Annotated in this window: 18 protein-coding genes and 1 tRNA gene; 11 read left to right on the top strand and 8 right to left on the bottom strand. The window is 72.8% G+C overall.

Annotated elements, in window-relative coordinates; genetic code table 11:
* Nucleotides 1-449: 449 nt before the first annotated feature.
* The 4 genes from IG64_RS06270 to IG64_RS06255 are packed head-to-tail and all read left to right on the top strand — an operon-like array spanning nucleotide 450 to nucleotide 2,827.
* Entirely contained in the window at nucleotides 450-845 is a 396-nt protein-coding gene (locus tag IG64_RS06270; protein WP_037852888.1) for a hypothetical protein, read from the top strand.
* On the top strand, nucleotides 842-1,789 hold the full coding sequence (locus tag IG64_RS06265; protein ID WP_037852887.1) for a hypothetical protein: 948 nt from the start codon (nucleotides 842-844) through the stop codon (nucleotides 1,787-1,789). Before IG64_RS06270 ends, IG64_RS06265 begins: the two co-directional genes overlap by 4 nt.
* Before the next feature lie 13 nt (nucleotides 1,790-1,802).
* Complete coding sequence (locus IG64_RS41970) at nucleotides 1,803-2,429, top strand: roadblock/LC7 domain-containing protein (RefSeq protein ID WP_037852886.1); 627 nt, start codon at nucleotides 1,803-1,805, stop codon at nucleotides 2,427-2,429.
* 23 nt (nucleotides 2,430-2,452) lie between these two features.
* Nucleotides 2,453-2,827, top strand: a complete 375-nt coding sequence (locus IG64_RS06255) for a hypothetical protein (RefSeq protein ID WP_037852885.1) — start codon at nucleotides 2,453-2,455, stop codon at nucleotides 2,825-2,827.
* Nucleotides 2,828-2,963: 136 nt separating this feature from the next.
* Here IG64_RS06255 and IG64_RS06250 read toward each other — a convergent pair whose 3' ends face one another.
* Nucleotides 2,964-3,485, bottom strand: coding sequence for a hypothetical protein (locus IG64_RS06250; RefSeq protein ID WP_234438409.1), 522 nt, complete (start codon nucleotides 3,483-3,485; stop codon nucleotides 2,964-2,966).
* Nucleotides 3,486-3,914: 429 nt separating this feature from the next.
* Nucleotides 3,915-4,757 carry a MurR/RpiR family transcriptional regulator gene (locus IG64_RS06245; protein ID WP_037852881.1) on the bottom strand — a complete coding sequence of 281 codons (843 nt, stop codon included), beginning with the start codon at nucleotides 4,755-4,757 and terminating at the stop codon, nucleotides 3,915-3,917.
* 370 nt (nucleotides 4,758-5,127) lie between these two features.
* Between IG64_RS06245 and IG64_RS06240 the strand changes: the two genes are divergently transcribed.
* A complete protein-coding gene (locus IG64_RS06240) occupies nucleotides 5,128-5,553 on the top strand; it encodes a hypothetical protein (protein WP_037852878.1) in 426 nt (141 codons plus the stop codon).
* 646 nt (nucleotides 5,554-6,199) lie between these two features.
* Here the strand turns inward: IG64_RS06240 and IG64_RS06235 are convergent.
* Nucleotides 6,200-7,591: a cystathionine beta-synthase gene (locus tag IG64_RS06235; RefSeq protein WP_037852876.1), complete on the bottom strand. Its 1,392-nt coding sequence runs from the start codon at nucleotides 7,589-7,591 to the stop codon at nucleotides 6,200-6,202.
* A 159-nt stretch (nucleotides 7,592-7,750) separates the two neighbouring features.
* Between IG64_RS06235 and IG64_RS06230 the strand changes: the two genes are divergently transcribed.
* The 3 genes from IG64_RS06230 to IG64_RS06220 all read left to right on the top strand — a co-directional run bounded on the left by IG64_RS06230 (nucleotide 7,751) and on the right by IG64_RS06220 (nucleotide 11,375).
* Nucleotides 7,751-8,776: an SGNH/GDSL hydrolase family protein gene (locus IG64_RS06230; protein ID WP_199811519.1), complete on the top strand. Its 1,026-nt coding sequence runs from the start codon at nucleotides 7,751-7,753 to the stop codon at nucleotides 8,774-8,776.
* Between the two features lie 233 nt (nucleotides 8,777-9,009).
* Nucleotides 9,010-10,230: an acetyl-CoA C-acetyltransferase gene (locus IG64_RS06225; protein WP_037852874.1), complete on the top strand. Its 1,221-nt coding sequence runs from the start codon at nucleotides 9,010-9,012 to the stop codon at nucleotides 10,228-10,230.
* 314 nt (nucleotides 10,231-10,544) lie between these two features.
* Complete coding sequence (locus tag IG64_RS06220; protein ID WP_037852871.1) at nucleotides 10,545-11,375, top strand: hypothetical protein; 831 nt, start codon at nucleotides 10,545-10,547, stop codon at nucleotides 11,373-11,375.
* Nucleotides 11,376-11,410: 35 nt separating this feature from the next.
* On the opposite strand, the gene IG64_RS06215 is transcribed toward IG64_RS06220, so the two are convergent.
* Nucleotides 11,411-11,722 (bottom strand): hypothetical protein, encoded by a 312-nt coding sequence (locus IG64_RS06215; protein WP_234438407.1) that lies wholly within the window; start codon nucleotides 11,720-11,722, stop codon nucleotides 11,411-11,413.
* A 98-nt stretch (nucleotides 11,723-11,820) separates the two neighbouring features.
* Between IG64_RS06215 and IG64_RS06210 the strand changes: the two genes are divergently transcribed.
* Nucleotides 11,821-12,048 (top strand): DUF4287 domain-containing protein, encoded by a 228-nt coding sequence (locus IG64_RS06210; protein WP_037852866.1) that lies wholly within the window; start codon nucleotides 11,821-11,823, stop codon nucleotides 12,046-12,048.
* A gap of 110 nt (nucleotides 12,049-12,158) precedes the next feature.
* Here IG64_RS06210 and IG64_RS06205 read toward each other — a convergent pair whose 3' ends face one another.
* The 3 genes from IG64_RS06205 to IG64_RS06195 all read right to left on the bottom strand — a co-directional run bounded on the left by IG64_RS06205 (nucleotide 12,159) and on the right by IG64_RS06195 (nucleotide 14,914).
* Complete coding sequence (locus IG64_RS06205; RefSeq protein WP_037852864.1) at nucleotides 12,159-13,085, bottom strand: Bax inhibitor-1/YccA family membrane protein; 927 nt, start codon at nucleotides 13,083-13,085, stop codon at nucleotides 12,159-12,161.
* A 227-nt stretch (nucleotides 13,086-13,312) separates the two neighbouring features.
* Nucleotides 13,313-14,488: a 4-hydroxybenzoate 3-monooxygenase gene (locus tag IG64_RS06200; protein ID WP_037852862.1), complete on the bottom strand. Its 1,176-nt coding sequence runs from the start codon at nucleotides 14,486-14,488 to the stop codon at nucleotides 13,313-13,315.
* Between the two features lie 343 nt (nucleotides 14,489-14,831).
* Nucleotides 14,832-14,914 (bottom strand) — tRNA-Leu (locus tag IG64_RS06195).
* Between the two features lie 415 nt (nucleotides 14,915-15,329).
* Here IG64_RS06195 and IG64_RS06190 point away from each other — a divergent pair.
* Together IG64_RS06190 and IG64_RS06185 are read left to right on the top strand one after the other, a co-directional pair.
* Entirely contained in the window at nucleotides 15,330-16,100 is a 771-nt protein-coding gene (locus IG64_RS06190) for an ABC transporter ATP-binding protein (protein ID WP_037852858.1), read from the top strand.
* Nucleotides 16,101-16,170: 70 nt separating this feature from the next.
* Nucleotides 16,171-18,699, top strand: coding sequence for an ABC transporter permease (locus tag IG64_RS06185; RefSeq protein ID WP_037852857.1), 2,529 nt, complete (start codon nucleotides 16,171-16,173; stop codon nucleotides 18,697-18,699).
* Between the two features lie 66 nt (nucleotides 18,700-18,765).
* On the opposite strand, the gene IG64_RS06180 is transcribed toward IG64_RS06185, so the two are convergent.
* Nucleotides 18,766-20,076 (bottom strand): SAM-dependent methyltransferase, encoded by a 1,311-nt coding sequence (locus IG64_RS06180; protein WP_037852856.1) that lies wholly within the window; start codon nucleotides 20,074-20,076, stop codon nucleotides 18,766-18,768.
* Between the last annotated feature and the right edge of the window lie 130 nt (nucleotides 20,077-20,206).

Raw genomic sequence — 20,206 nt, 5'->3', positions numbered from 1 at the left:
AGGGGGCGCGGGGCGGGCGAGGAGGGGAGGCGTGGGGTGTGAACGGGCGGCCCGGGGCACGGGGCCGGGTCGCGCTCGATGGAGGCGGCGTTCGGCAAGGACCCGGCCAGGTCCGGTCGTGGGGGCGGCGGGCAGGGGCTGGGCGTACTGCCGGGGAATGGCGTGCCACCGTCGGGCGGCGTACTGCCGGGGAATCGCGTGCCACCGTCGGACGGCGTACTGCCGGGGAATCGCGTGCCGCCGTCGGACGGTGCACTGCCGCAGGGGCGTGCTGGCGCGTGTGGGGGCGTACTGCCGCGTGAGGGAGGCGTGTTGCCGGGGTCAGCCGACCCACGTTAGTTCCTCGGGCGCATGTTCCACTGGAAAATGCCGTAACCCCCACCGCCCCCGCACACCCTGCGTAGCGTCTGCCTCACTCAGCCGAAACCCCAGGCGGGAGGGGAACGACCGTGCCCGGAATCGACGAGTGCCTGCTGGAAGCCATGCGGTTGCCCGGAGCGCGGGGCGCCGCGCTGGTCGACTGGACGAGCGGGCTGGCCCTGGGCGCCGTCGGGGAGCCCCCGGGCGGCGACCACGAGACCACCGCGGCGGAAGCCGCGGAACTGGCCCGGCTGGCCGCGGAACACGGCGCGTTCGCCGCCGCCGACGACCCCGAGGGAGGTGACCGCCCGCCGGTCGAGGACCTGATCGTCAGCAACCGCGACAGCTACCACCTGCTGCGCTTCGTGGACACCACCTTCGACAGCAGCGTGTTCCTGCACCTGTGGCTGACCCGAGCGGAGGGCAACCTCGCCCTCGCCCGCATACGCCTGGGCGAGATGGCGGAGCGGCTGGTGCTGGGATGACCGTGGTCGACACTCCTCCCCCGCTGCCGGTGCGGGACAGGGCGGACAGCGAGCGGGCCTGGGGCGGCGTCTCACCGATGCTGACCCGCCTGGCGGCCGAGCGGGCCACCGGCCTCCTCGTCCGTGAACGCGGCACGCTCCACCTCGACGAGGGCCGCGTGGCACACGCCGAGAGCCCGCTGGCCCCCGGACTGGACATACTCCTCACCACCCACGGCACGCTGCGCCCCGAGGTCTGGCGGGACGCCGTCTCCCGGGCCGGCGGCCCGCCGGGCGCGGCGCAGGTCCTGCTGGCCGACGGCCGCCTCACCGAGGGCGCCCTGCACCTGTGCCACCTCGGCACGCTCTACGACGCCGCCTACTTCGTCCTCGCCCCGAGCAGCACCCCGGGCCGCTTCCGTTACGGACCCGCCCACCGGCCCGGCACCGTCCCGACGGTCCCGGTCGACGCCCTGGAGCGCGCAACCCTGCGCAGGCGCGCGCTGCTGGACCGCATCTGGCCCGACGCGCGCCCGGACAGCGCCCTCCTGCTGCGGACCTCCGCCACCGCCGCACCGTGGCTGACCTCCCGTCAGCGGGCCCTGCTGGACCTGGTCGACGGCACCCGCACCGCCGCCGACCTGGCCCGGGACCTGGGGCGGCAGGCGTTCCACACCCTGGTGGACGTGCGGCGTCTGGCCGCCGCGGGCCTCCTCGCACCACAGCCGCGGCCCGACCCACCACCCGGTCCGCCCGGCCCGGGCCCGTCCGCGGCGCCACTGCCCGCCTTCCCCGGCCCCCCGGACACCCGGCTCACGGACACCGGACCGGGGGACACCGGGCCCATGGTCGCCGAGCCGTCGCCCGCCGGTCCCGCTGACCCCTGGCTCACACAGCCGGCACCCGGCACCGACCCCCACATCACGCTGCTGAAGAGGCTCAGGGATGCGCTGGAGGCCCTTTGAGAGGAGACACCGGATGGCAGCCGATCCCGAGATCCTGGAGGAACTGCGGCGGCTGAGGGCGCGCGTCCCCCAGCTCACCGGTGCGCTGGCGGCGAGCGTCGACGGGCTGGTCCTGGCCCACGACACCCCGGATGCGGAACCGGAGGGCCTGGCGGCCCTGACCGCGACCGCGCTGGGTGTGGCCGTCCGCATGGCGGACGTGACCGGCCGGGGCGGACTGCGTGAACTGCTGGTACGGGGCGTGCACGGCTACGTCGCCACCTACGCGGCGGGACGCGGCGCCGTGCTGACGCTGCTCGCCGAGGACCGCGTCAACGTCGGCCGCCTCCATCTGGAGGGCCGCCGGGCCGGGACCCGTATCGGCGAACTGGTCGACGCCGGGGCGGCGGCGGCCGTCCCCGGCAGGACCCCGGCCAGGCCGGCGAAACCGCCCGCGCGCCCCGCACCCCTGCGGACCAGGACCCCGCGCACGCCCCGCCCCACCCCGGCTGCCACGACCACCGAACCCGCCGAACCGGCCTCACCCACCGCGGGCGCCGCGCCAGGCGCCGAACCGGGCGCCGCCCCCGGCGGTCCCGGCACCCCAGGCACCCCGCCGGGCAGTCACGCGCCCGCCGGCACCGCCACCACCGAAAGCTGACGAAGGAAAAAGGAGAGACGGCCATGGCCAACACCGAGACCTGCCTGAAGGAAGCGCTCGCCTCCATCGAGGGCGCCACCGGCGTCGCGCTCGTCGACTACACCACCGGTATGGCGCTGGGCACGATGGGCGGCAGCAAGACCTTCGACCTGAACGTCGCCGCCGCCGGCAACACCGATGTCGTACGGGCCAAGATGCGCACCATGGAGCACCTCGGCCTCAAGGGGCAGATCGAGGACATCCTGATCACCCTGTCCGACCAGTACCACGTGATCCGCCTGATCAGCGGACGGGGCGGCAACGGGCTCTTCCTCTACCTCGTACTGGACGCGAAGCGGGCCAACCTGGCGATGGCCCGCCACCAGCTCAAGCGCATCGAGGAGGACCTGGAGGTCTGAGCCGCCGCACAGCGGCCCCGAGCCGCACGGCAGACCCGAGCCGCACGACTCAGAGTCGCCCCCGGCCCCGGGCCGCACGGCCGCCGGTGCCGAGAGGCCGTATCGGACGGGGCCCTGCCGGCCGGGCGAGGCCGTACTAGACGAGCGCCGCGGTGCGGCGGCGGGTTCCTCCGGGGGCCGCGTCGCCCGCCGCGATGCCCGTGCTGCGGTAGGCCCTGACCGCCTTGCCCGCCGGGCGCCCGCCGTCCCGGCCGAGCCAGTCCACCCGCACCCACAGCAGCGCGTCCCCCGCCCGTTCGCGGCGTCCGAGCCAGGCGGCCTTGAGCCGCAGCCCGGCCCCGGCGCCCGCCAGGAGCATGCCGCCGGCCGCCGGGAGGGCGAAGGAACTGCCCAGGGCGGCCGCGAACGCCAGCAGCAGCCACCAGCGGTGCCCCCGGCGCCAGGCCCGGACGCTGACCGCGCGGTCCTGGAGCACGTCGTGCCGTCCGGCGCGGGAGGCACCCTGGGCGAGCGCGAGGTAGCGGCGGCGGCGCGCGCAGGCCACGACGGCCGCGGCCACCAGGAACAGCGCGGCCCCCGACAGCACCCCGATCCGCCGCCCGGTCAGCCCCGGCGGCAGCGCTCCGGCCCCCGCCGCGACCACCCCCAGCCACCACATCGGTGCGGCCCCGGCCCGGACGACGACGGCCACCCGGGCCAGCCCCCGTCCGCCACGGTCTCCACGCTCTCCTCGGCCTCCACGGTCCCCGCGCGTTCCGCGTGCCACCTGCTGCCTCCTTCTCTCCCCGGCACCCTCCGGTCGGTCCGGGCGGGAGGCTAGCGAGCGTTCGTGAGACGAGTCTGAGAGCACCGAGCCCGCGACCACCGGACCGGGAGCACCGAGCCCGCGCACACCGAACCCGAGAGATCCGAGCCCACGCGTACCGATCCCGGGAGGACCGAGCCGCGCCCACCGGGTCGGAGAACCCCGGATCCGGGGGCACCGAGCCCCCGCGCGCACCGAGGGCCGGGCGCGGCACCGCCGACGCCGCCCCGTCCACCGCCCGGCCCACCGCTCCATTCACCGACCGGCCCGCCCCCGGTCCGTTCAGTCCTCGAACAGTCCGCGGGCCGCCGCCTTCGCGTCGAACTCCTCCAGCCGTGCCTGCGCGTCGGGCAGGTCGTCGCACATGGCCTCCAGGAGCACCCGGCCCAGCAGCATCGGCGCGCAGGCGGTGTCGAAGGCGAGCCCGGTACCGACGGCCGCGGGCAGCAGCAGGTCGGAGTGGCGGGCGACCGGGGCGAACGCCGAGTCGGCGACGGTGACGACGGCCAGACCGGCCTGCCGGGCGTAGGCGAGGGTCTCCACCACCTCACGCGGGTGGCGCGGCAGCGCGAAGCACAGCAGCGCCGACGCCCCGGCCCGTACGGCGCCGTCGATGCGGTCCTGGATCATCGTGCCGCCCTCGTCGAGCAGCCGTACGTCCGGGTGCACCTTGGCGGCGAAGTACGCGAAGCCGTACGCCTGGGAGGCCGCGGCCCGCAGGCCCAGGACCGGCAGCGGGCGCGAGGCGGCCAGGAGGCGGCCCGCCTCCTGCACCGGCCCCGGGTCGGCCAGGGCCTCGGCCAGGTGGCGGAGGTTCTCGATCTCCGCCTCGACGGCCTGCTGGTACTCGTTGGCCGAGGCGGGGCGGTCCACCGGTTCGGCGGGCGCCACCTCGCGCAGGTGCCGGCGCAGCGCCGGGTAGCCGTCGAAGCCGAGGGCGACCGCGAAGCGGGTGACCGACGGCTGGCTGACCCCGGCGAGTTCGGCCAGCTCGACGCTGGACAGGAACGGCACCTCCGCGGCGCGCCGGACCATGCTGTGCGCGATGCGCCGCTGGGTCGGCGTGAGCCGGTGCCCCTCGAAGAGCGCCTGCAGCCGTGCGGCAGGGCTGTCGGTCACGCTCATGACGTGCTCCCCCTCCAGAAGTCGTCGACGCCCCGGGAGAGTACTCCCCGACCAGTTGGTATTCAGACACCAAGAACTCTGCATGAAGTCATACAGGCCGGGCAAGGGAACCACCAAGTACCACCAAGTGTCGCCCGGCCGGCACGGTGGGTGACCGGGTGCGTGCTAATCGTGGACGGACGCGGTGCGCGCGACCCCTGCGACCGCGGACCGGCCCCGACCCGGGGCCGTTGCGACGGCCACCGCCGTCGGCGTGCCCGCCGCAGCCGCAGTCCGGGTGACGCCGACGGCGGCCGGCCCCAGGCGAGCAGGGGGGCTAGCCCCAGTGCGCGGGGCCGCCGCTCTCCCTAGCCTGGTCGGCATGACCGGAATGGACACGCGGGACACCGATCTGAAGAAGGAACTCAACGCCACCCTGCAGGCCCGCGGGGAACTGGGCGCCGAGTACGAGTCCGCGCTGGTCGACTCGTTCCTGGAGAAGGTCGACCAGCGCATCGACGGCGCCGTGGAGCGCCGCCTGCGGCGTCACCTCGCCGAGCAGCAGATGACGGCGACCCGCGGCGCCCGCTCGCCCCGGGCCACCGACTCCTTCGGCGAGCGTTTCGGCTTCGGCATCGTCTCCCTGGTGCTGGCCGTGCCGCTCTCCGCCATCGGTGCCGGCACCGCCCACCTGCCCGGCCTGATCGTGGCCTGGGCCGGGATCGTCGGCGTCAACGCCGTCCAGGCCGCCCGGACCAACCCGGGCCTCTTCGGCCGGCGCCGCCGCCCCTCCGGGAACGACGACTGGGACGACTGACACGAGGCAGGAACGGCCGGCGGCCGGCACCGGGCAGGCAGTCACGGCGGGCGGCCGGCACCAGGCAGTCAGGCACGACAGGCAGCCGGCACCGGGCAGGTAGGCGCGGCAGGCGACTGACACCGAGGCAGGCGGCCACGGCGGGCGGCCGGCACCAGGCAAGCAAACACGACAGGCAGCCGGCACCAGGCAAGCACGATGCGCGGCCGGCCCGTGCGGCGCCGCCGGAGAAGGTGCGCGGGCCCGCCACAGGAGACAGGAGAGGTGCGCGGGGACCGCCGCACCCCCAGCACTGGGGGGCGGGACGACGGCGGTCCCCGCGGGGGACGCGGGCCGGGTCAGGCCGGGCCCTGCGTCCGGGCGTCCATGGAGGTCCGGGAGCCGCTCCGGTTGTCCTTGACGCCGTATCGGGTCGCCGGCCCGGAGGAAGTGCCTTCCCGGAGCGTGCCGTGACGCCCGGGCGGTGGCCCCGCCTCCCTGCCGACGACCACCACTGTGCCGGACGCGTGTTAAGCGGGTGCTGCGGGCACGTGACACGCGCGTAGCGCTTGCGCGACCGCCCCTCGGCCGCAGGTCACCGCGCGTTCCCCCGGGCCGGGCCGCCCCCGTTCACCGGGCGTCCGCTCCTGCTCGCACCGGGCGTCTGCTACTGCTTGCCGCCCTTGGCGAGGAAGGCCAGCAGGTCCTGACGGCTGACCACACCGGTCGGCTTGCCCTCCACCAGGACGATCGCCGCGTCCGCGGTGCCGAGCACCGTCATCAGGTCGGCGACCGGCTCGCCCGAGCCGACCTGGGGCAGCGGGGCGCACAGGTGCTTCTCCAGCGGGTCCTCCAGCGAGGCCCGCTTGGTGAACAGGGCGTCCAGCAGCTCGCGTTCGACGACGGAGCCGACCACCTCGGCGGCCATGACGTCGGGGTGACCGGCGCCCGGCTTCACGATGGGCATCTGCGAGACGCCGTACTCGCGCAGCACCTCGATGGCCTGACCGACCGTCTCATCGGGGTGCATGTGGACCAGAGAGGGGATGGAACCGCCCTCCTTGTCGCTGAGCACGTCGCCGACGCGGGCGCTCGGGCCCTCGTCCTCCAGGAAGCCGTAGTCGGCCATCCACTCGTCGTTGAAGATCTTCGAGAGGTACCCGCGTCCGCTGTCCGGCAGCAGCACCACGACGACGTCGTCCGGGCCGAGCCGCCCGGCCACCTCGAGCGCCGCGACGACCGCCATGCCGCAGGAGCCGCCGACCAGCAGGCCCTCCTCCTTGGCCAGGCGGCGGGTCATCTGGAAGGAGTCCTTGTCGGAGACGGCGACGATCTCGTCGGCCACGTCCCGGTCGTAGGCGGTGGGCCAGAAGTCCTCGCCCACGCCCTCGACGAGGTACGGCCGCCCGGAGCCGCCGGAGTACACCGAGCCCTCGGGGTCGGCGCCGACGACCTTGACCCGGCCGTCGCTGACGTCCTTGAGGTAGCGGCCGGTGCCGGAGATGGTGCCGCCGGTGCCGACGCCCGCCACGAAGTGGGTGATCCTGCCCTCGGTCTGCTCCCACAGCTCGGGGCCGGTGGAGTGATAGTGCGAGAGCGGGTTGTTCGGGTTGGAGTACTGGTCGGGCTTCCAGGCGCCGGGGGTCTCACGCACGAGGCGGTCGGAGACGTTGTAGTAGGAGTCCGGGTGCTCGGGCGCCACGGCCGTCGGGCACACCACGACCTCCGCCCCGTAGGCGCGCAGCACGTTGATCTTGTCGGTGGAGACCTTGTCCGGGCAGACGAAGATGCACTTGTAGCCCTTCTGCTGGGCCACGATGGCCAGGCCGACCCCGGTGTTCCCGCTGGTCGGCTCGACGATGGTGCCGCCCGGCCGCAGCTCGCCGCTCTTCTCGGCCGCCTCGATCATGCGCAGGGCGATGCGGTCCTTCACGGAGCCGCCCGGGTTGAAGTACTCGACCTTGGCCAGGACGGTCGCCTTGATGCCCTTGGTGACGCTGTTGAGCCGTACCAGCGGGGTGTTGCCGACGAGGCTGATCATCGAGTCGTGGAATCGCACCGTTGTCTCCGGTCGCTGCAAAAGGTGTGGTCGTGGTGGTTCCGCCAGCCTAAAGGCTGGGACTCCGCCCGGGGCGGCTGTTCACTCCCTGTCGAGATTGGGCGACGGTCGGTACGGGGCAAGGACTGAGTGGACGGCTATGCGGGAGGTGGCGGCGGCATGACGAGCATGTCGAGGGCGCGGGTGGCCCGGCGGATCGCGGCCGGCGCCGCGTACGGGGGCGGCGGGCTGGGGCTGGTCGGGGCCGCCGCCGTGGGACTGCTGGTGGCCGAGGTGCAGATGGCCAGGCGCCATGTGGGCAACGGCGCGGACAACCACGTACCGGTCGCCTCCGGTCTGTACGGCCAGGGCTACGACACCCCCGGCGCACCGCCGCTGCGGCTGACCATGCTCGGTGACTCCACGGCCGCGGGGCAGGGCGTCCACCGGGCCGGGCAGACCCCGGGCGCGCTGCTGGCGTCCGGGCTGGCAGCGGTGGCCGAGCGTCCGGTGCGGCTGCGCAACGTCGCGGTGCCCGGCGCCCGCTCCGACGACCTGGACCGCCAGGTGGCCCTGGTGCTGGCCGACCCGGACCAGGTGCCGGACGTCTGCGTGATCATGATCGGCGCGAACGACGTCACCCACCGGATGCCGCCGACGCGTTCGGTGCGCCATCTGTCGGCGGCGGTACGGCGGCTGCGCACGGCCGGGGCGGAAGTGGTGGTCGGCACCTGCCCCGACCTGGGCACGATCGAGCCGGTGCAGCAGCCGCTGCGCTACCTGGCCCGGCGCGCCTCACGGCAACTGGCGGCGGCGCAGACGATCGGGGTGGTGGAGCAGGGCGGCCGTACCGTGTCGCTGGGCGATCTGCTGGGCCCGGAGTTCGCGGCCAACCCGCGCGAGCTGTTCGGCCCCGACAACTACCACCCGTCCGCCGAGGGGTACGCCACGGCGGCGATGGCGGTGCTGCCGACGGTGTGCGCGGCGCTCGGCCTGTGGCCGGCGGAGGAGGAACGGCCGGACGTGTCGCGGCGCGAGGGCTTCCTGCCGGTGGCGCGGGCGGCGGCGGAGGCGGCGTCCGAGGCGGGTACGGAGGTCGCGGCCGCGATGCCGACCGGCCCGCGCGGCCCCTGGGCCCTGCTCAAACGGCGCCGGCGCCGGCGGGTCCCGGAACCCGGCCCGGCCCAGGTCACCCCCTCGGCGTGAACGAGCCACCGCGGCCCGGCGGCCCAGCGGCGCGGCGGCCCAGCGGCGCGGCGGCCCAGCGGCGCGGCGGCGCGGCGGCGCGGCGGCACCTCGCCGATCGTCCACCCCACAGCAAAGCAAGCGCTTAGAAAACTGCGGTCAGGGTCACACCGCGATCCCCGTGACCAGGACCATACGTACGGGTAACTTCCCATCCAGCCCTGCCCGCCCTCTCCCCCTCCCGTGGAGCCGTGATGCCCGAAGCCGTCATCGTCTCGACCGCCCGCTCGCCCATCGGCCGCGCCTTCAAGGGCTCCCTCAAGGACCTGCGCCCGGACGACCTCACCGCCACGATCATCCAGGCCGCGCTCGCCAAGGTCCCCGAGCTGGACCCGCGGGACATCGACGACCTGATGCTCGGCTGCGGTCTGCCCGGCGGCGAGCAGGGCAACAACCTCGGCCGGATCGTCGCCGTGCAGATGGGCATGGACCACCTGCCCGGCTGCACGATCACCCGGTACTGCTCCTCCTCGCTGCAGACCTCCCGCATGGCACTGCACGCCATCAAGGCGGGCGAGGGCGACGTCTTCATCTCGGCCGGTGTCGAGATGGTCTCCCGCTTCACCAAGGGCAACTCCGACAGCCTGCCGGACACGCACAACCCGTTCTTCGCCGAGGCGGAGGCCCGTACCGCCGCCGTCGCCGAGCAGGAGGGCACGACCTGGCACGACCCGCGCGAGGACGGCCTGGTCCCGGACGCCTACATCGCGATGGGCCAGACCGCCGAGAACCTGGCCCGGCTCAAGGGCGTCACCCGCCAGGACATGGACGAGTTCGGCGTCCGCTCGCAGAACCTGGCCGAGCAGGCCATCAAGAACGGCTTCTGGGAGCGGGAGATCACGCCGGTGACGCTGCCCGACGGCACGGTCGTCGGCAAGGACGACGGCCCGCGCGCCGGCGTGACCATGGAGGGCGTGGCCGGGCTCAAGCCGGTCTTCCGCCCCGACGGCCTGGTCACCGCTGGCAACTGCTGTCCGCTCAACGACGGCGCCGCCGCGCTCGTCATCATGTCCGACACGAAGGCCCGCGAGCTGGGCCTGACCCCGCTCGCCCGGATCGTCTCCACCGGCGTCTCCGGCCTGTCCCCGGAGATCATGGGCCTCGGCCCGGTCGAGGCCAGCAGGCAGGCGCTGCAGCGGGCCGGTCTGACCATCGGCGACATCGACCTGGTGGAGATCAACGAGGCGTTCGCCGCCCAGGTGATCCCCTCCTACCGCGACCTCGGCATCGACCTCGACAAGCTCAACGTCAACGGCGGCGCCATCGCGGTCGGCCACCCGTTCGGCATGACCGGCGCGCGGATCACCGGCACGCTGATCAACTCCCTGCAGTGGCACGACAAGCAGTTCGGCCTGGAGACGATGTGCGTCGGCGGTGGCCAGGGCATGGCGATGGTCGTCGAGCGCCTCAGCTGACCCTCCCGCCCCACCGACACCGCCACTTGATGCACCGTCAGTGGCCGCCATAGCACCCACCGTGAAGGAACGGCCCGGAATCCGGAAAACTCCCGGATTCCGGGCCGTTCTGTGATCCAATCTCCCCCAGAGTGTGACCTATCTCCCTCGGGGAGGAGATCTCCGCAGGTCAGCGATGGCCCCACAGGCGGCTCAAGCGTCCCGCGCGCCACATTCCTGTCCGTTTCGTGACGTTACGCACTGACAGCTTGATAGTCCACCCTTCAAGCTGATGTAGGAAGTCGGGGGTCGACCATGAACCCGGGAGTACGTCAGTGAGCGCCATGCCCATCGCCCTGCTGGTCACCACGGCCGCCACCGGCGCCGTGGGCGTCGCCGTCCTGCGCACCCTCTTCGCCCTGCGCCGCCAGGTCACGGCCCTGCAGAACCAGCTCGCCGAGAACCACGCCGTCACCGCACGCGCCCTGCTGCCCGCCGCCCGCGGGCACGCGGACACCGAGCAGATACGCACCGCCGTGGTCCAGGCGCTCGCGGAGGAGCGGGAGCGGGAACTGGCCGAGGCGCGCGCCTTCTGGGCCGCCCAGGAGGCCCGGGACGCCGCCGACACCCCTTCCCTGCTCGGACTGCCCGACAGCGAGCTGTTCCTGCCGCGCCAGGCGGACCTGGCCGGTCTGGAGGAGTACCTGGAGCCGGTGACCGAGTCCGGCGCGGAGGCCGACGAGTTCTCCGGTCTGGCCGGCAAGGACCCGGCCGCGGGCACCGCGGGCGACTCCCCGGAGCTGGCCGCGGCCCGCCGCCGCCACCCCTCGCACCCGGACTTCACCCCGCACCCCTCCCCGGTCGTGGGCGACCACGAGCGCACCGTCGCCACGCTGGAGGAGCTGGCCGACGCGCGGGTGGCGCTGGCCGACGTCCGCCCGGGCCCGCTGGGCACCCTCGACGTGTACGTCTTCGCCGACGGTACGACGCTGTGCATGACCCCGGGCCACCGCGAGACCGCGGAGCGGCTGGCCGCGGCGCTGCAGGCGGGCGAGTCCCCGGTGCTGCTGGGCGGCTCGGGCGTGTCGGGCGCCTACACCCTGACCTTCGCCTGCGGCGAGGAGAACGTGTACATCCTGGCGGACCGGATCATCGCCTCGCTCTGACCGGCGGACCCGGTGTGTCCTCATCGCGCGGGCGGTCACACGCCCGCGCGTTTCTGTGCCTCCTCCACCAGCCGTACCGCCTCCTCGACCTCGGCCTCGCTGGTGAGCAGGAGCGCCAGATCGTGTCCGGCGACGGTCACCTGGTCCGCCGCCGCGAACATCCCGGCGTCGGGCATCTCGCGCGGCTCGGCCCCGGGATCCTCCAGCAGTTGCGCCCGCCGGGCGAACTCCCTGGCCAGCCCCAGCGCCTCGGCGGCGCCCGCGCGCTGGAGCCGGCTCTGCGGAGCCGCCCTCAGACGGTCGGCGAAGTGATCCACTGCCCGGGTCAGAGATGTCGTGTCCACCACGCCGCGAGACTACGCGCCGCACCCGGACTGTTGCCAACGCGCCGCCGCTCGGGCACGGTGTCGTGAAGGACCGGCTTCGAAAGCGTCCGGAGGCGCCGATGTCCCAAGTCTTCTCCGAAGAGACCCACCGCAATCTGCTCGCCCGCATCCCCCAGTGCACCGGTCGTGAGGTCTCCGACTGGCTGCGCACCGTCGAAGAAGGCCCCGCCCTCTGCTTCGAGGAGCGGCTCAGCTGGCTCCGCCAGGAACACAACCTCGCGTACGGCCACGCGAAGGCGATCATCCACGAGTACGACCTGAGAAGGGCCGCGCGCAAACTGCTCTGACGGGCGCGACGGGTGAACGCGCAGGCGGTGCGCCCGTACACGCGCAAGGGCCCCGGCCGAAGCCGGGGCCCTTGCGCGTACCGTCTCCCCGCGGCGCGGCGGGTGAGGGGCTAGTCGTTGCTGTTGAGGATCGCGATGAGCCGCAGGAACTCCATGTAGATCCACACCAGCGTCAGCGTGAGGCCGAAGGCCGCGAGCCAGGCCTCCTCGCGCGGGGCGCCGTAGGCGACCCCGTCCTCGACCTGCTTGAAGTCCAGGGCGAGGAAGCAGGCGCCGAGCAGGACGCCGATGACGCCGAAGACGACACCGAGGGCGCCGCTGCGGAAGCCGAGGCCGTCACCGCCGCCGAACACCGCGAACAGGGTGTTGACCACCATCAGCAGCACGAAGCCGAGTGCGGCGGCCATCACGAAGCCGTAGAACCGGCGGTTGACGCGGATCCAGCCCGCCTTGTAGGCGACCAGGACGGCGGCGAAGACCGCCATCGTGCCGATCACGGCCTGCATGGCGGCGCCGCTGGCGATGCGGTTGTCGACGACGCTGGAGACCACGCCGAGGAACACGCCCTCGAAGGCCGCGTAGCTCAGGATCAGCGCGGGCGAGGCCTTGCGCTTGAAGGACTGGACGAAGCCCAGCACCATCGCGATCAGGGCGGCGCCGACCCCGAGGCCGTAGGAACGGCTGATGTGCGCGTCGTCGACCGGCAGCAGCGCCCAGGCGAGCGCGGCCGTGACGACCAGCACGCCGAGGGTGGACGCCGTGCGGGTGACGACGTCGTCCATCGTCATGCGGCCGGCGGCGGACGGGGCCTGCGGCGGCGCGCCGTACTGCACGTCCTGCTGGGCGTAGGGGTTCTGAGCGTAAGGGTTCTGCGCGTAGGGGTTGCCGCCCTGCGGGGCGTACGGAGCGCCCTGCGGGTACGGACCGCCCTGCGTGCCGACTGCGGGGCCCCCGGCCTGCGGCGCGGTGTTGAAGCCCGCGTAGCCGTTGTCGCGGCTGAACCCCCGTCGCGAGAAGACCGGGTTTCTGCTCCTCATCTCACTCCTCCATGGCCGCACGTCGCGGCCTTGGCTCAAGAGTAATGGAACGGCAAAGGATCGACCCTACTACCTGGGAAGGATCTTTCCCCCGTTGTGCTGCGGAACACGCTACGCGGCCGGGTGATTCCCGGCGACGGCCGGGGCCATTCATGACCGGCCCGCGACCTGTCCGGAACCAGCCGGAGACCTCCGGGCCCGGACGGCGGACCCGGCGGCGGCCGTAATCAGCCGAGAGGAAAGCCGGTGTAGCCCTCGGCGAGGTCCGCCCCGGCCGCGCGGCAGGAGGCGATCCGCTCCAGCCGTGCCAGTTGCAGGCGCTCCTCGAAGGCGGTGGCCTCCGGCCGGCGGTGCAGCATGGCCGTCATGTCGCAGCTGAACCGCTCGGCCTGCCAGACCCGCCGCAGGCAGGTCGGCGAGTAGGCGTCCAGCAGCTCGGCGGAGCCGGTCTCCCGCTCGTGCGTCAGCGCCCGCGCGAAGGTGACGACGTCGCCGACGGCGAGGTTCAGCCCCTTCGCGCCGGTCGGCGGGACGATGTGGGCGGCGTCCCCGGCGAGGAAGAGCCGGCCGTGCCGCATGGGCTCGTGGACGTAGGACCGCATGGGGGTCACCGACTTCTGGGTGACCGGTCCGCGGGCCAGCCGCCAGCCGTCACGGGTCTCGAAGCGGCGCTCCAGCTCGTCCCAGATCTCCTCGTCCGGCCAGGCCTGCGCGTCGGTGCCCGCGGGCACCTGGAGGTAGAGGCGGGAGACGGAGGGGGACCGCATGGACAGCAGGGCGAAACCGCGCTCGTGGCGGGCGTAGACGAGTTCGTCGTGGGAGGGGGCGACGTCGGCGAGGACGCCGAGCCAGCCGAAGGGGTACGTCCGCTCGAACACCTGGGAGAGCGCGGCGGGCACGGCCCTGCGCGCCACCCCCCAGTGGCCGTCGCAGCCGACGACGTAGTCGCACTCCAGGACGTCCTCGCGTCCTTCGTGCCGGAAGCGGACCACGGGACGGTCGCTCTGCGCGCCCTCCACGGCCAGCGCCTCCGCCTCGAACAGCAGCGGGCCGCCCTCGGCGAGCTGGAGGGCTACGAGGTCCTTGCAGACCTCCGTCTGGGCGTACACCATCACCGACCGGCCGCCGGTCAGGCCGGGGAAGTCGACGCGGTGGCGGCGCCCGGCGAACCGCAGCTCGATGCCGTCGTGCCGCAGCCCCTCACGGTCCATCCGCTCCCCCGCCCCGGCCGCGCGCAGCACGTCCGCGGTGCCCTGCTCCAGGATCCCGGCACGCTGGCGCTGCTCGACGTAGGCGCGGTCACGGCTCTCCAGGACGACCGAGTCGATCCCGGCGCCGTGGAGCAGCCGGGCCAGAAGCAGGCCGGCGGGACCGGCTCCGATGATGCCGACGGTGGTGCGCATCGGGCCTTCCTCTCGGCTCGTTCGCGAGGTGAAATTTCCTTCACGAAGCTGGCCCAGAGTTTCCGCCCGGACCCACTCGATGTCAACGGCCGCAGACGCGATCGGGCGGCGGGGGCGCGGCCCCCTGCGGAAGGAGAAAGGAAGGAAGGGGGGCGAAGAAGGGCGAAGGGGGGAACCAGGGGGCGCGGAGGCGTTCCCGCGCGCCGGAGCCGAGGCGTCCGCCGGAGCCGGCACCTCCGCGAGGGCCGCCGAGCCCGTCGGCCCTGACGGCACCGACGGAACCGGCACGGAGAAAACGGCACCTTGGAGACATCATGTGCGCAAGGCGCGATTGAGGAGATTGTGCCCGGAACCGGACTTGAACCGGTACGCCCGCGAGGGGCAGCGAGGTTTAAGCTCGCCGTGTCTGCATTCCACCATCCGGGCAGGCCATGGGCTCCGCGCTGAGATCCCGAGCCTATCGGGAGGCGTCCTTCGGACACCGGGCAGGCGGACCGATGTTGTCTTATTTTATTGACGTCTGAGGGTGCATCAGCACACGGAAGAGGCCATCGGCACTTGCCAACAGCCTTGCGGTCGACGGGCGGCCTTGTATGCGGAATGACGGAATTTCACCGTACGAACAAGGACGCTCCACCTGTTCCTGACCTCCCTCTTCGCGAGTGGGAGCGCCCGCGGCGTTCTCAGGGGCCGGTGTCATCCCCAGGTATGACACGGACGCCCGCGGTCCGACCGCAGTCGCCCCCAGGAACCGGAACAGCGGCTGACTTCACGGACGGGATCGGCGGGGACGATGGAGAACGTCCCGAGAACACCGTCGTCCCGACAGGAGCACCCACCCGTGACCACCTCTTCCATCGCCGGACGCGCCACCGCCGTGGCCGCGCGCGCCACGGATCTGTCGAAGATCTACGGACAGGGCGAGACCCAGGTGGTCGCCCTCGACCGGGTCTCCGTCGACTTCGCGCAGGCCGAGTTCACCGCGATCATGGGCCCTTCCGGGTCCGGCAAGTCCACGCTGATGCACTGCGTGGCCGGCCTGGACACCTTCTCCTCCGGTTCGGTGCGCATCGGCGACACCGAACTGGGCTCCCTGAAGGACAAGCAGCTCACCAAGTTGCGCCGGGACAAGATCGGGTTCATCTTCCAGGCGTTCAACCTGCTGCCGACGCTGACGGCCCTGGAGAACATCACGCTGCCGATGGACATCGCGGGCCGCAGGCCGGACAAGCAGTGGCTCGACTCGGTCATCGACATGGTGGGTCTGTCCGGGCGCCTGGGCCACCGGCCCTCGCAGCTCTCCGGCGGCCAGCAGCAGCGGGTCGCCGTCGCGCGGGCGCTGGCCTCCAAGCCGGACATCATCTTCGGTGACGAGCCCACCGGGAACCTCGACTCGCGCTCGGGTGCCGAGGTGCTGGGCTTCCTGCGCAACTCGGTGCGCCAGCTGGGCCAGACGGTGGTGATGGTGACCCACGACCCGGTGGCGGCGGCGTACGCGGACCGGGTGGTGTTCCTCGCGGACGGCAGGATCGTGGACGAGGTGTACGGGCCGACGGCGGACGCCGTCCTGGACCGCATGAAGCAGTTCGACGCCAAGGGCCGCACCAGCTGACACGGCGCCCGGCGCCGGCCGCCCCCGCCGCACCCACCCCCCACCTCGTACACCTGGACTGAGACAACCCATGTTCCGAACCGCCTTGCGCAACGTCCTCGCGCACAAGGCCCGGCTCCTCATGACCGTGCTCGCCGTGATGCTCGGCGTCGCCTTCGTGTCGGGGACCCTGGTCTTCACCAACACCATCTCCGACGCCTTCCAGAACAGCTCCGCCAAGGGCTTCGGCCACGTCGACGTGGCCGTCGAGGCCAAGCACCAGGACAGCAGGGGCGACCGGGTCGGCACGACGCCCGACCTCACCCAGGCGGTGCTGGAGAAGAGCGCCCGGGTGCCCGGCGCGGCCTCGGCGCTCGGCGTGGTCAAGGGCTTCACCGCCATCGCCGACAAGGACGGCAAGCTGATCGGCAGCGGCTTCCAGTCCGAGGGGGGCAACTACTGGGGCGCGAAGGACCCCCGGTACCCGCTGGCCTCCGGCACCGCCCCGCACGGCGAGGACCAGGTGCTCATCGACTCCGAGACCGCCCGCCGGGCCGGCTACGAGGTCGGCGACACCGTGCGCATCTCCGTCGACGGCCCCGTCCTGACCCCCACCGTCAGCGGCGTCTTCACCACCGACGACGGCAACGTCACCGCGGGCGGCAGCCTCGCCCTGTTCGACACGGCCACCGCCCAGAAGCTGTTCGGCAAGCCGGGCACGTACGACGAGATCGACGTGAAGGCGAAGCAGGGCGTCAGCCAGACGGCGCTGAAGGCCCAGCTGGACGCGGCGCTGCCCAAGGGCAGGACGGAGACCACCACCGCCCGCAAGCTCGCCGACGACCAGGCGGAGATGATCTCCTCGTCGATGAGCAGCATGAAGCAGGGCCTGCTGGTCTTCGCCGGTATCGCGCTCTTCGTCGGCACCTTCATCATCGCCAACACCTTCACCATGCTGGTCGCCCAGCGCACCAAGGAGCTGGCGCTGATGCGCGCGGTGGGCGCCTCCCGCCGCCAGGTCACCCGGTCCGTGCTGATCGAGGCGTTCGTGGTGGGCGCGGTGGCCGCCGTGACCGGTCTGCTGGCCGGTATCGGCATCGGCGCCGGGCTGAAGTCGCTGCTGGGGTCGTTCGGCGCGACCGTGCCCGACGGACCGCTGGTCGTCACGCCCGGCACGGTCGTCGCGGCCCTCGCCGTCGGCATCCTCGTGACCATGCTGGCCGCCTGGCTGCCCGGCCGCCGCGCCGCGAAGATCCCGCCGGTGGCGGCGATGAGCAGCCTGCACGCCCAGGCCACCACCAAGTCGCTGGTGCTGCGCAACACCCTCGGTGCCCTGTTCACCGCGGCCGGCGTCGCGGTGGTCCTCGCGGCGACCACGATGGACTCCGACTCGGCCCAGGCCCCCATGGGGCTCGGCGCCGTGCTGCTGATCATCGGCGTGTTCATCCTGACCCCGCTGCTGTCCCGTCCGCTGATCGCCGCCGCGGCGCCCGTGCTGCGCCTGTTCGGGGTCTCCGGCAAGCTGGCCCGGCAGAACTCGGTGCGCAACCCGCGCCGCACGGCGGCCACCGCGTCCGCGCTGATGATCGGGCTGACCCTGATCACCGGCATGACGGTGATGGCGGGCAGTCTCCAGCACGCGATCGACAAGATGGCGTCGTCCGCGATCCGCGCCGACTACGTGGTGTCGATGGCCAACGGCAACGGCCTCTCCCCGGACGTCGACAAGAAGCTGAGCGGCACGGCCGGCGTCACCGCCACCAGCCCGCTGCGCAACGCGCCCTCCCGCATCGGCGGCGAGACCGAGTACCTGACCGGCGTCAACGGCGCCGCCATCGGCAAGCTGACGGAGCTGAAGGTGCGGGACGGTTCCTTCACGGTCGGCGGCAGCCGGGTCGTGGTCGACGACAAGACCGCGAAGGACCACCACTGGACGGCGGGCTCCGGCTTCACCGTCCACTACGAGGACGGCAAGCAGCAGAAGCTCACGGTCGCCGGGGTCTACGAGGGCAACGACATGATCCAGGGCATCATGCTCGACAACGCCGTGCTCGCCCCGCACCAGAGCGACGCGACCGACATGCAGGTCATGGTCAAGACCGCCGACGGCACCTCCGACGCCGCCAAGGACAAGCTGGTCAAGGCGCTCGGTTCCAACCCGGCGATCCAGGTCCAGAGCAAGAAGGACATCTCCAACGGCATCGCCAAGGCCTTCACACTGATGCTGAACATGCTCTACGGCCTGCTCGCGATGGCGGTGATCGTGGCGGTCCTCGGCGTCATCAACACCCTGGCGATGTCGGTCTTCGAACGCTCGCAGGAGATCGGGATGCTCCGCGCGATCGGCCTGGACCGCAGGGGCATCAAGCGGATGGTCCGCCTGGAGTCCCTGGTGATCGCCCTGTTCGGCGGGGTCCTCGGGATCGGCCTGGGCGTCTTCTTCGGCTGGGCGGCCGGTGAGCTGATCGGCAGCAAGATGGCGACGTACGAACTGATCCTGCCCTGGGGGCGGATGGCCGTCTTCCTGCTGCTGGCGGCGGCGGTCGGCGTCCTCGCGGCCCTGTGGCCGGCCCGCCGCGCGGCCCGTCTGAACATGCTGCAGGCCATCAAGTCGGAGTGATCCGGCGCGCACAGACACCGAGGGGCCCGTTCCGGGTGGAACGGGCCCCTCGGCGTGTCGCGGGGGCTACGGCGCGTCCGGCGCCCCCCACGTGCGGGCCCGCAGCGGCATCCCCGAGTCACCGGATTCGGGGGTCTTCACCACGAGCACCTGGTTGACGCCGATGCGGTTGCGTTCGAAGGCGAGCGCGGAGGCCGCCATGTACAGCCGCCAGACACGGGCGCGGCCGGGGCTGGTGAGCCGTACGGCGCGGTCCCAGTCCGCCTCCAGGTTGGCGACCCAGCGGCGCAGGGTGAGCGCGTAGTGCTCGCGGATCGCCTCCACGTCGCGCACCTCGAACCCGGCGCGCTCCAGCTGGGTGACCGTGGTGCCGATCGGGGCGAGTTCGCCGTCCGGGAAGACGTAGGCGTCGATGAACTCGTCCACCCGGTAGGCCGACTCGTCGCGCTGGGGACGGCGGCCGATCTGGTGGTTCAGGAGCCGCCCGCCGGGTTTGAGGAGGGCGTACAGGTCGGTGGTGTACTCCAGGTAGCGGGCGGCGCCGACGTGCTCGGCCATCCCGATGGAGGAGATGGCGTCGTACGGCCCGTCGGACACGTCCCGGTAGTCCTGGACGCGGATCTCCACCCGGTCGGTCAGGCCTTCGTCGGCCACCCGCTTCCTCGCGTACGCCGCCTGCTCCTGGGAGAGGGTGACGCCGACGACGCTCACGCCGTGCTCGCGGGCCGCGTGGATGGCCATGGAGCCCCAGCCGCAGCCCACGTCCAGCAGGCGCTGACCGGGCTTCAGGTCCAGCTTGCGGCTGACGAGTTCGAGCTTGTCGCGCTGCGCCTCCTCCAGGGTGGCGCCGGGCTCGGGGGCCGGCCAGTAGGCACAGGAGTACACCATGGACGGGCCGAGGACGATCTCGTAGAAGTCGTTGCCGACGTCGTAGTGGTGGCTGATGGCCTGCTTGTCGCTGCGCCTGGTGTGCAGGTGGCCGGGGCGGCGGACCTCCTCGGGAGGCGGGGCGGGCGGCAGCGGGAGGCCGGCCATCTTCACCAGGCCCGCCGCCGCGGAGCGCACCGACGGGTCGCGCAGCGCCTGGGTGAGACCGCGGGCGTCCTCACCGCGCTCCCAGATCAGACCGGAGAGCAGGCCGAGGGCGGTGTAGAGGTCTCCCTCCACGGTCAGGTCGCCGGAGACCCAGGCGCGGGCCAGGCCCAACTCCCCGGGCTTGAAGAGCAACCGGCGCAGCGCGCGGCGGTTGCGTACGACGAGGACGGGCGCTGCGGGCGGTCCCGCCTCCGTACCGTCCCAGGCGCGGATGCGCACCGGGAGCGGTGTTCCCAGCACCTGTTCGAGCAGTCTCGTGAGCCGCAGCGCGGCGTCGGGCATGGTGCACACCTCCGTGACGGCGAACGCCGGATGTCATCCACCACGTAAACACCACGAGGGCCACCGCGCAGTCCCGCAAGCGGGTTACGACTGGGCAAAGCAGATGCAGCAGCCACGTATTTCGGTGTGC

The sequence above is a fragment of the Streptomyces sp. NRRL S-340 genome (genome assembly GCF_000720185.1).
Taxonomy (GTDB): Bacteria; Actinomycetota; Actinomycetes; order Streptomycetales; family Streptomycetaceae; genus Streptomyces.
Note: the sequence above shows the minus strand (reverse complement) of the source record. Positions and strands in the feature narration are given on the sequence as shown.

Coding starts and splice junctions, on each gene's coding strand:
- IG64_RS06180 (WP_037852856.1), bottom strand. CDS start 20,076: ATGCCCGACGCCGCGCTGCGGCTCACGAGACTGCTCGAACAGGTGCTG.
- IG64_RS06245 (WP_037852881.1), bottom strand. CDS start 4,757: ATGAGCGTGACCGACAGCCCTGCCGCACGGCTGCAGGCGCTCTTCGAG.
- IG64_RS06250 (WP_234438409.1), bottom strand. CDS start 3,485: ATGTGGTGGCTGGGGGTGGTCGCGGCGGGGGCCGGAGCGCTGCCGCCG.
- IG64_RS06230 (WP_199811519.1), top strand. CDS start 7,751: ATGACGAGCATGTCGAGGGCGCGGGTGGCCCGGCGGATCGCGGCCGGC.
- IG64_RS06225 (WP_037852874.1), top strand. CDS start 9,010: ATGCCCGAAGCCGTCATCGTCTCGACCGCCCGCTCGCCCATCGGCCGC.
- IG64_RS06265 (WP_037852887.1), top strand. CDS start 842: ATGACCGTGGTCGACACTCCTCCCCCGCTGCCGGTGCGGGACAGGGCG.
- IG64_RS06200 (WP_037852862.1), bottom strand. CDS start 14,488: ATGCGCACCACCGTCGGCATCATCGGAGCCGGTCCCGCCGGCCTGCTT.
- IG64_RS06255 (WP_037852885.1), top strand. CDS start 2,453: ATGGCCAACACCGAGACCTGCCTGAAGGAAGCGCTCGCCTCCATCGAG.
- IG64_RS06210 (WP_037852866.1), top strand. CDS start 11,821: ATGTCCCAAGTCTTCTCCGAAGAGACCCACCGCAATCTGCTCGCCCGC.
- IG64_RS06185 (WP_037852857.1), top strand. CDS start 16,171: ATGTTCCGAACCGCCTTGCGCAACGTCCTCGCGCACAAGGCCCGGCTC.
- IG64_RS41970 (WP_037852886.1), top strand. CDS start 1,803: ATGGCAGCCGATCCCGAGATCCTGGAGGAACTGCGGCGGCTGAGGGCG.
- IG64_RS06205 (WP_037852864.1), bottom strand. CDS start 13,085: ATGAGGAGCAGAAACCCGGTCTTCTCGCGACGGGGGTTCAGCCGCGAC.
- IG64_RS06240 (WP_037852878.1), top strand. CDS start 5,128: ATGGACACGCGGGACACCGATCTGAAGAAGGAACTCAACGCCACCCTG.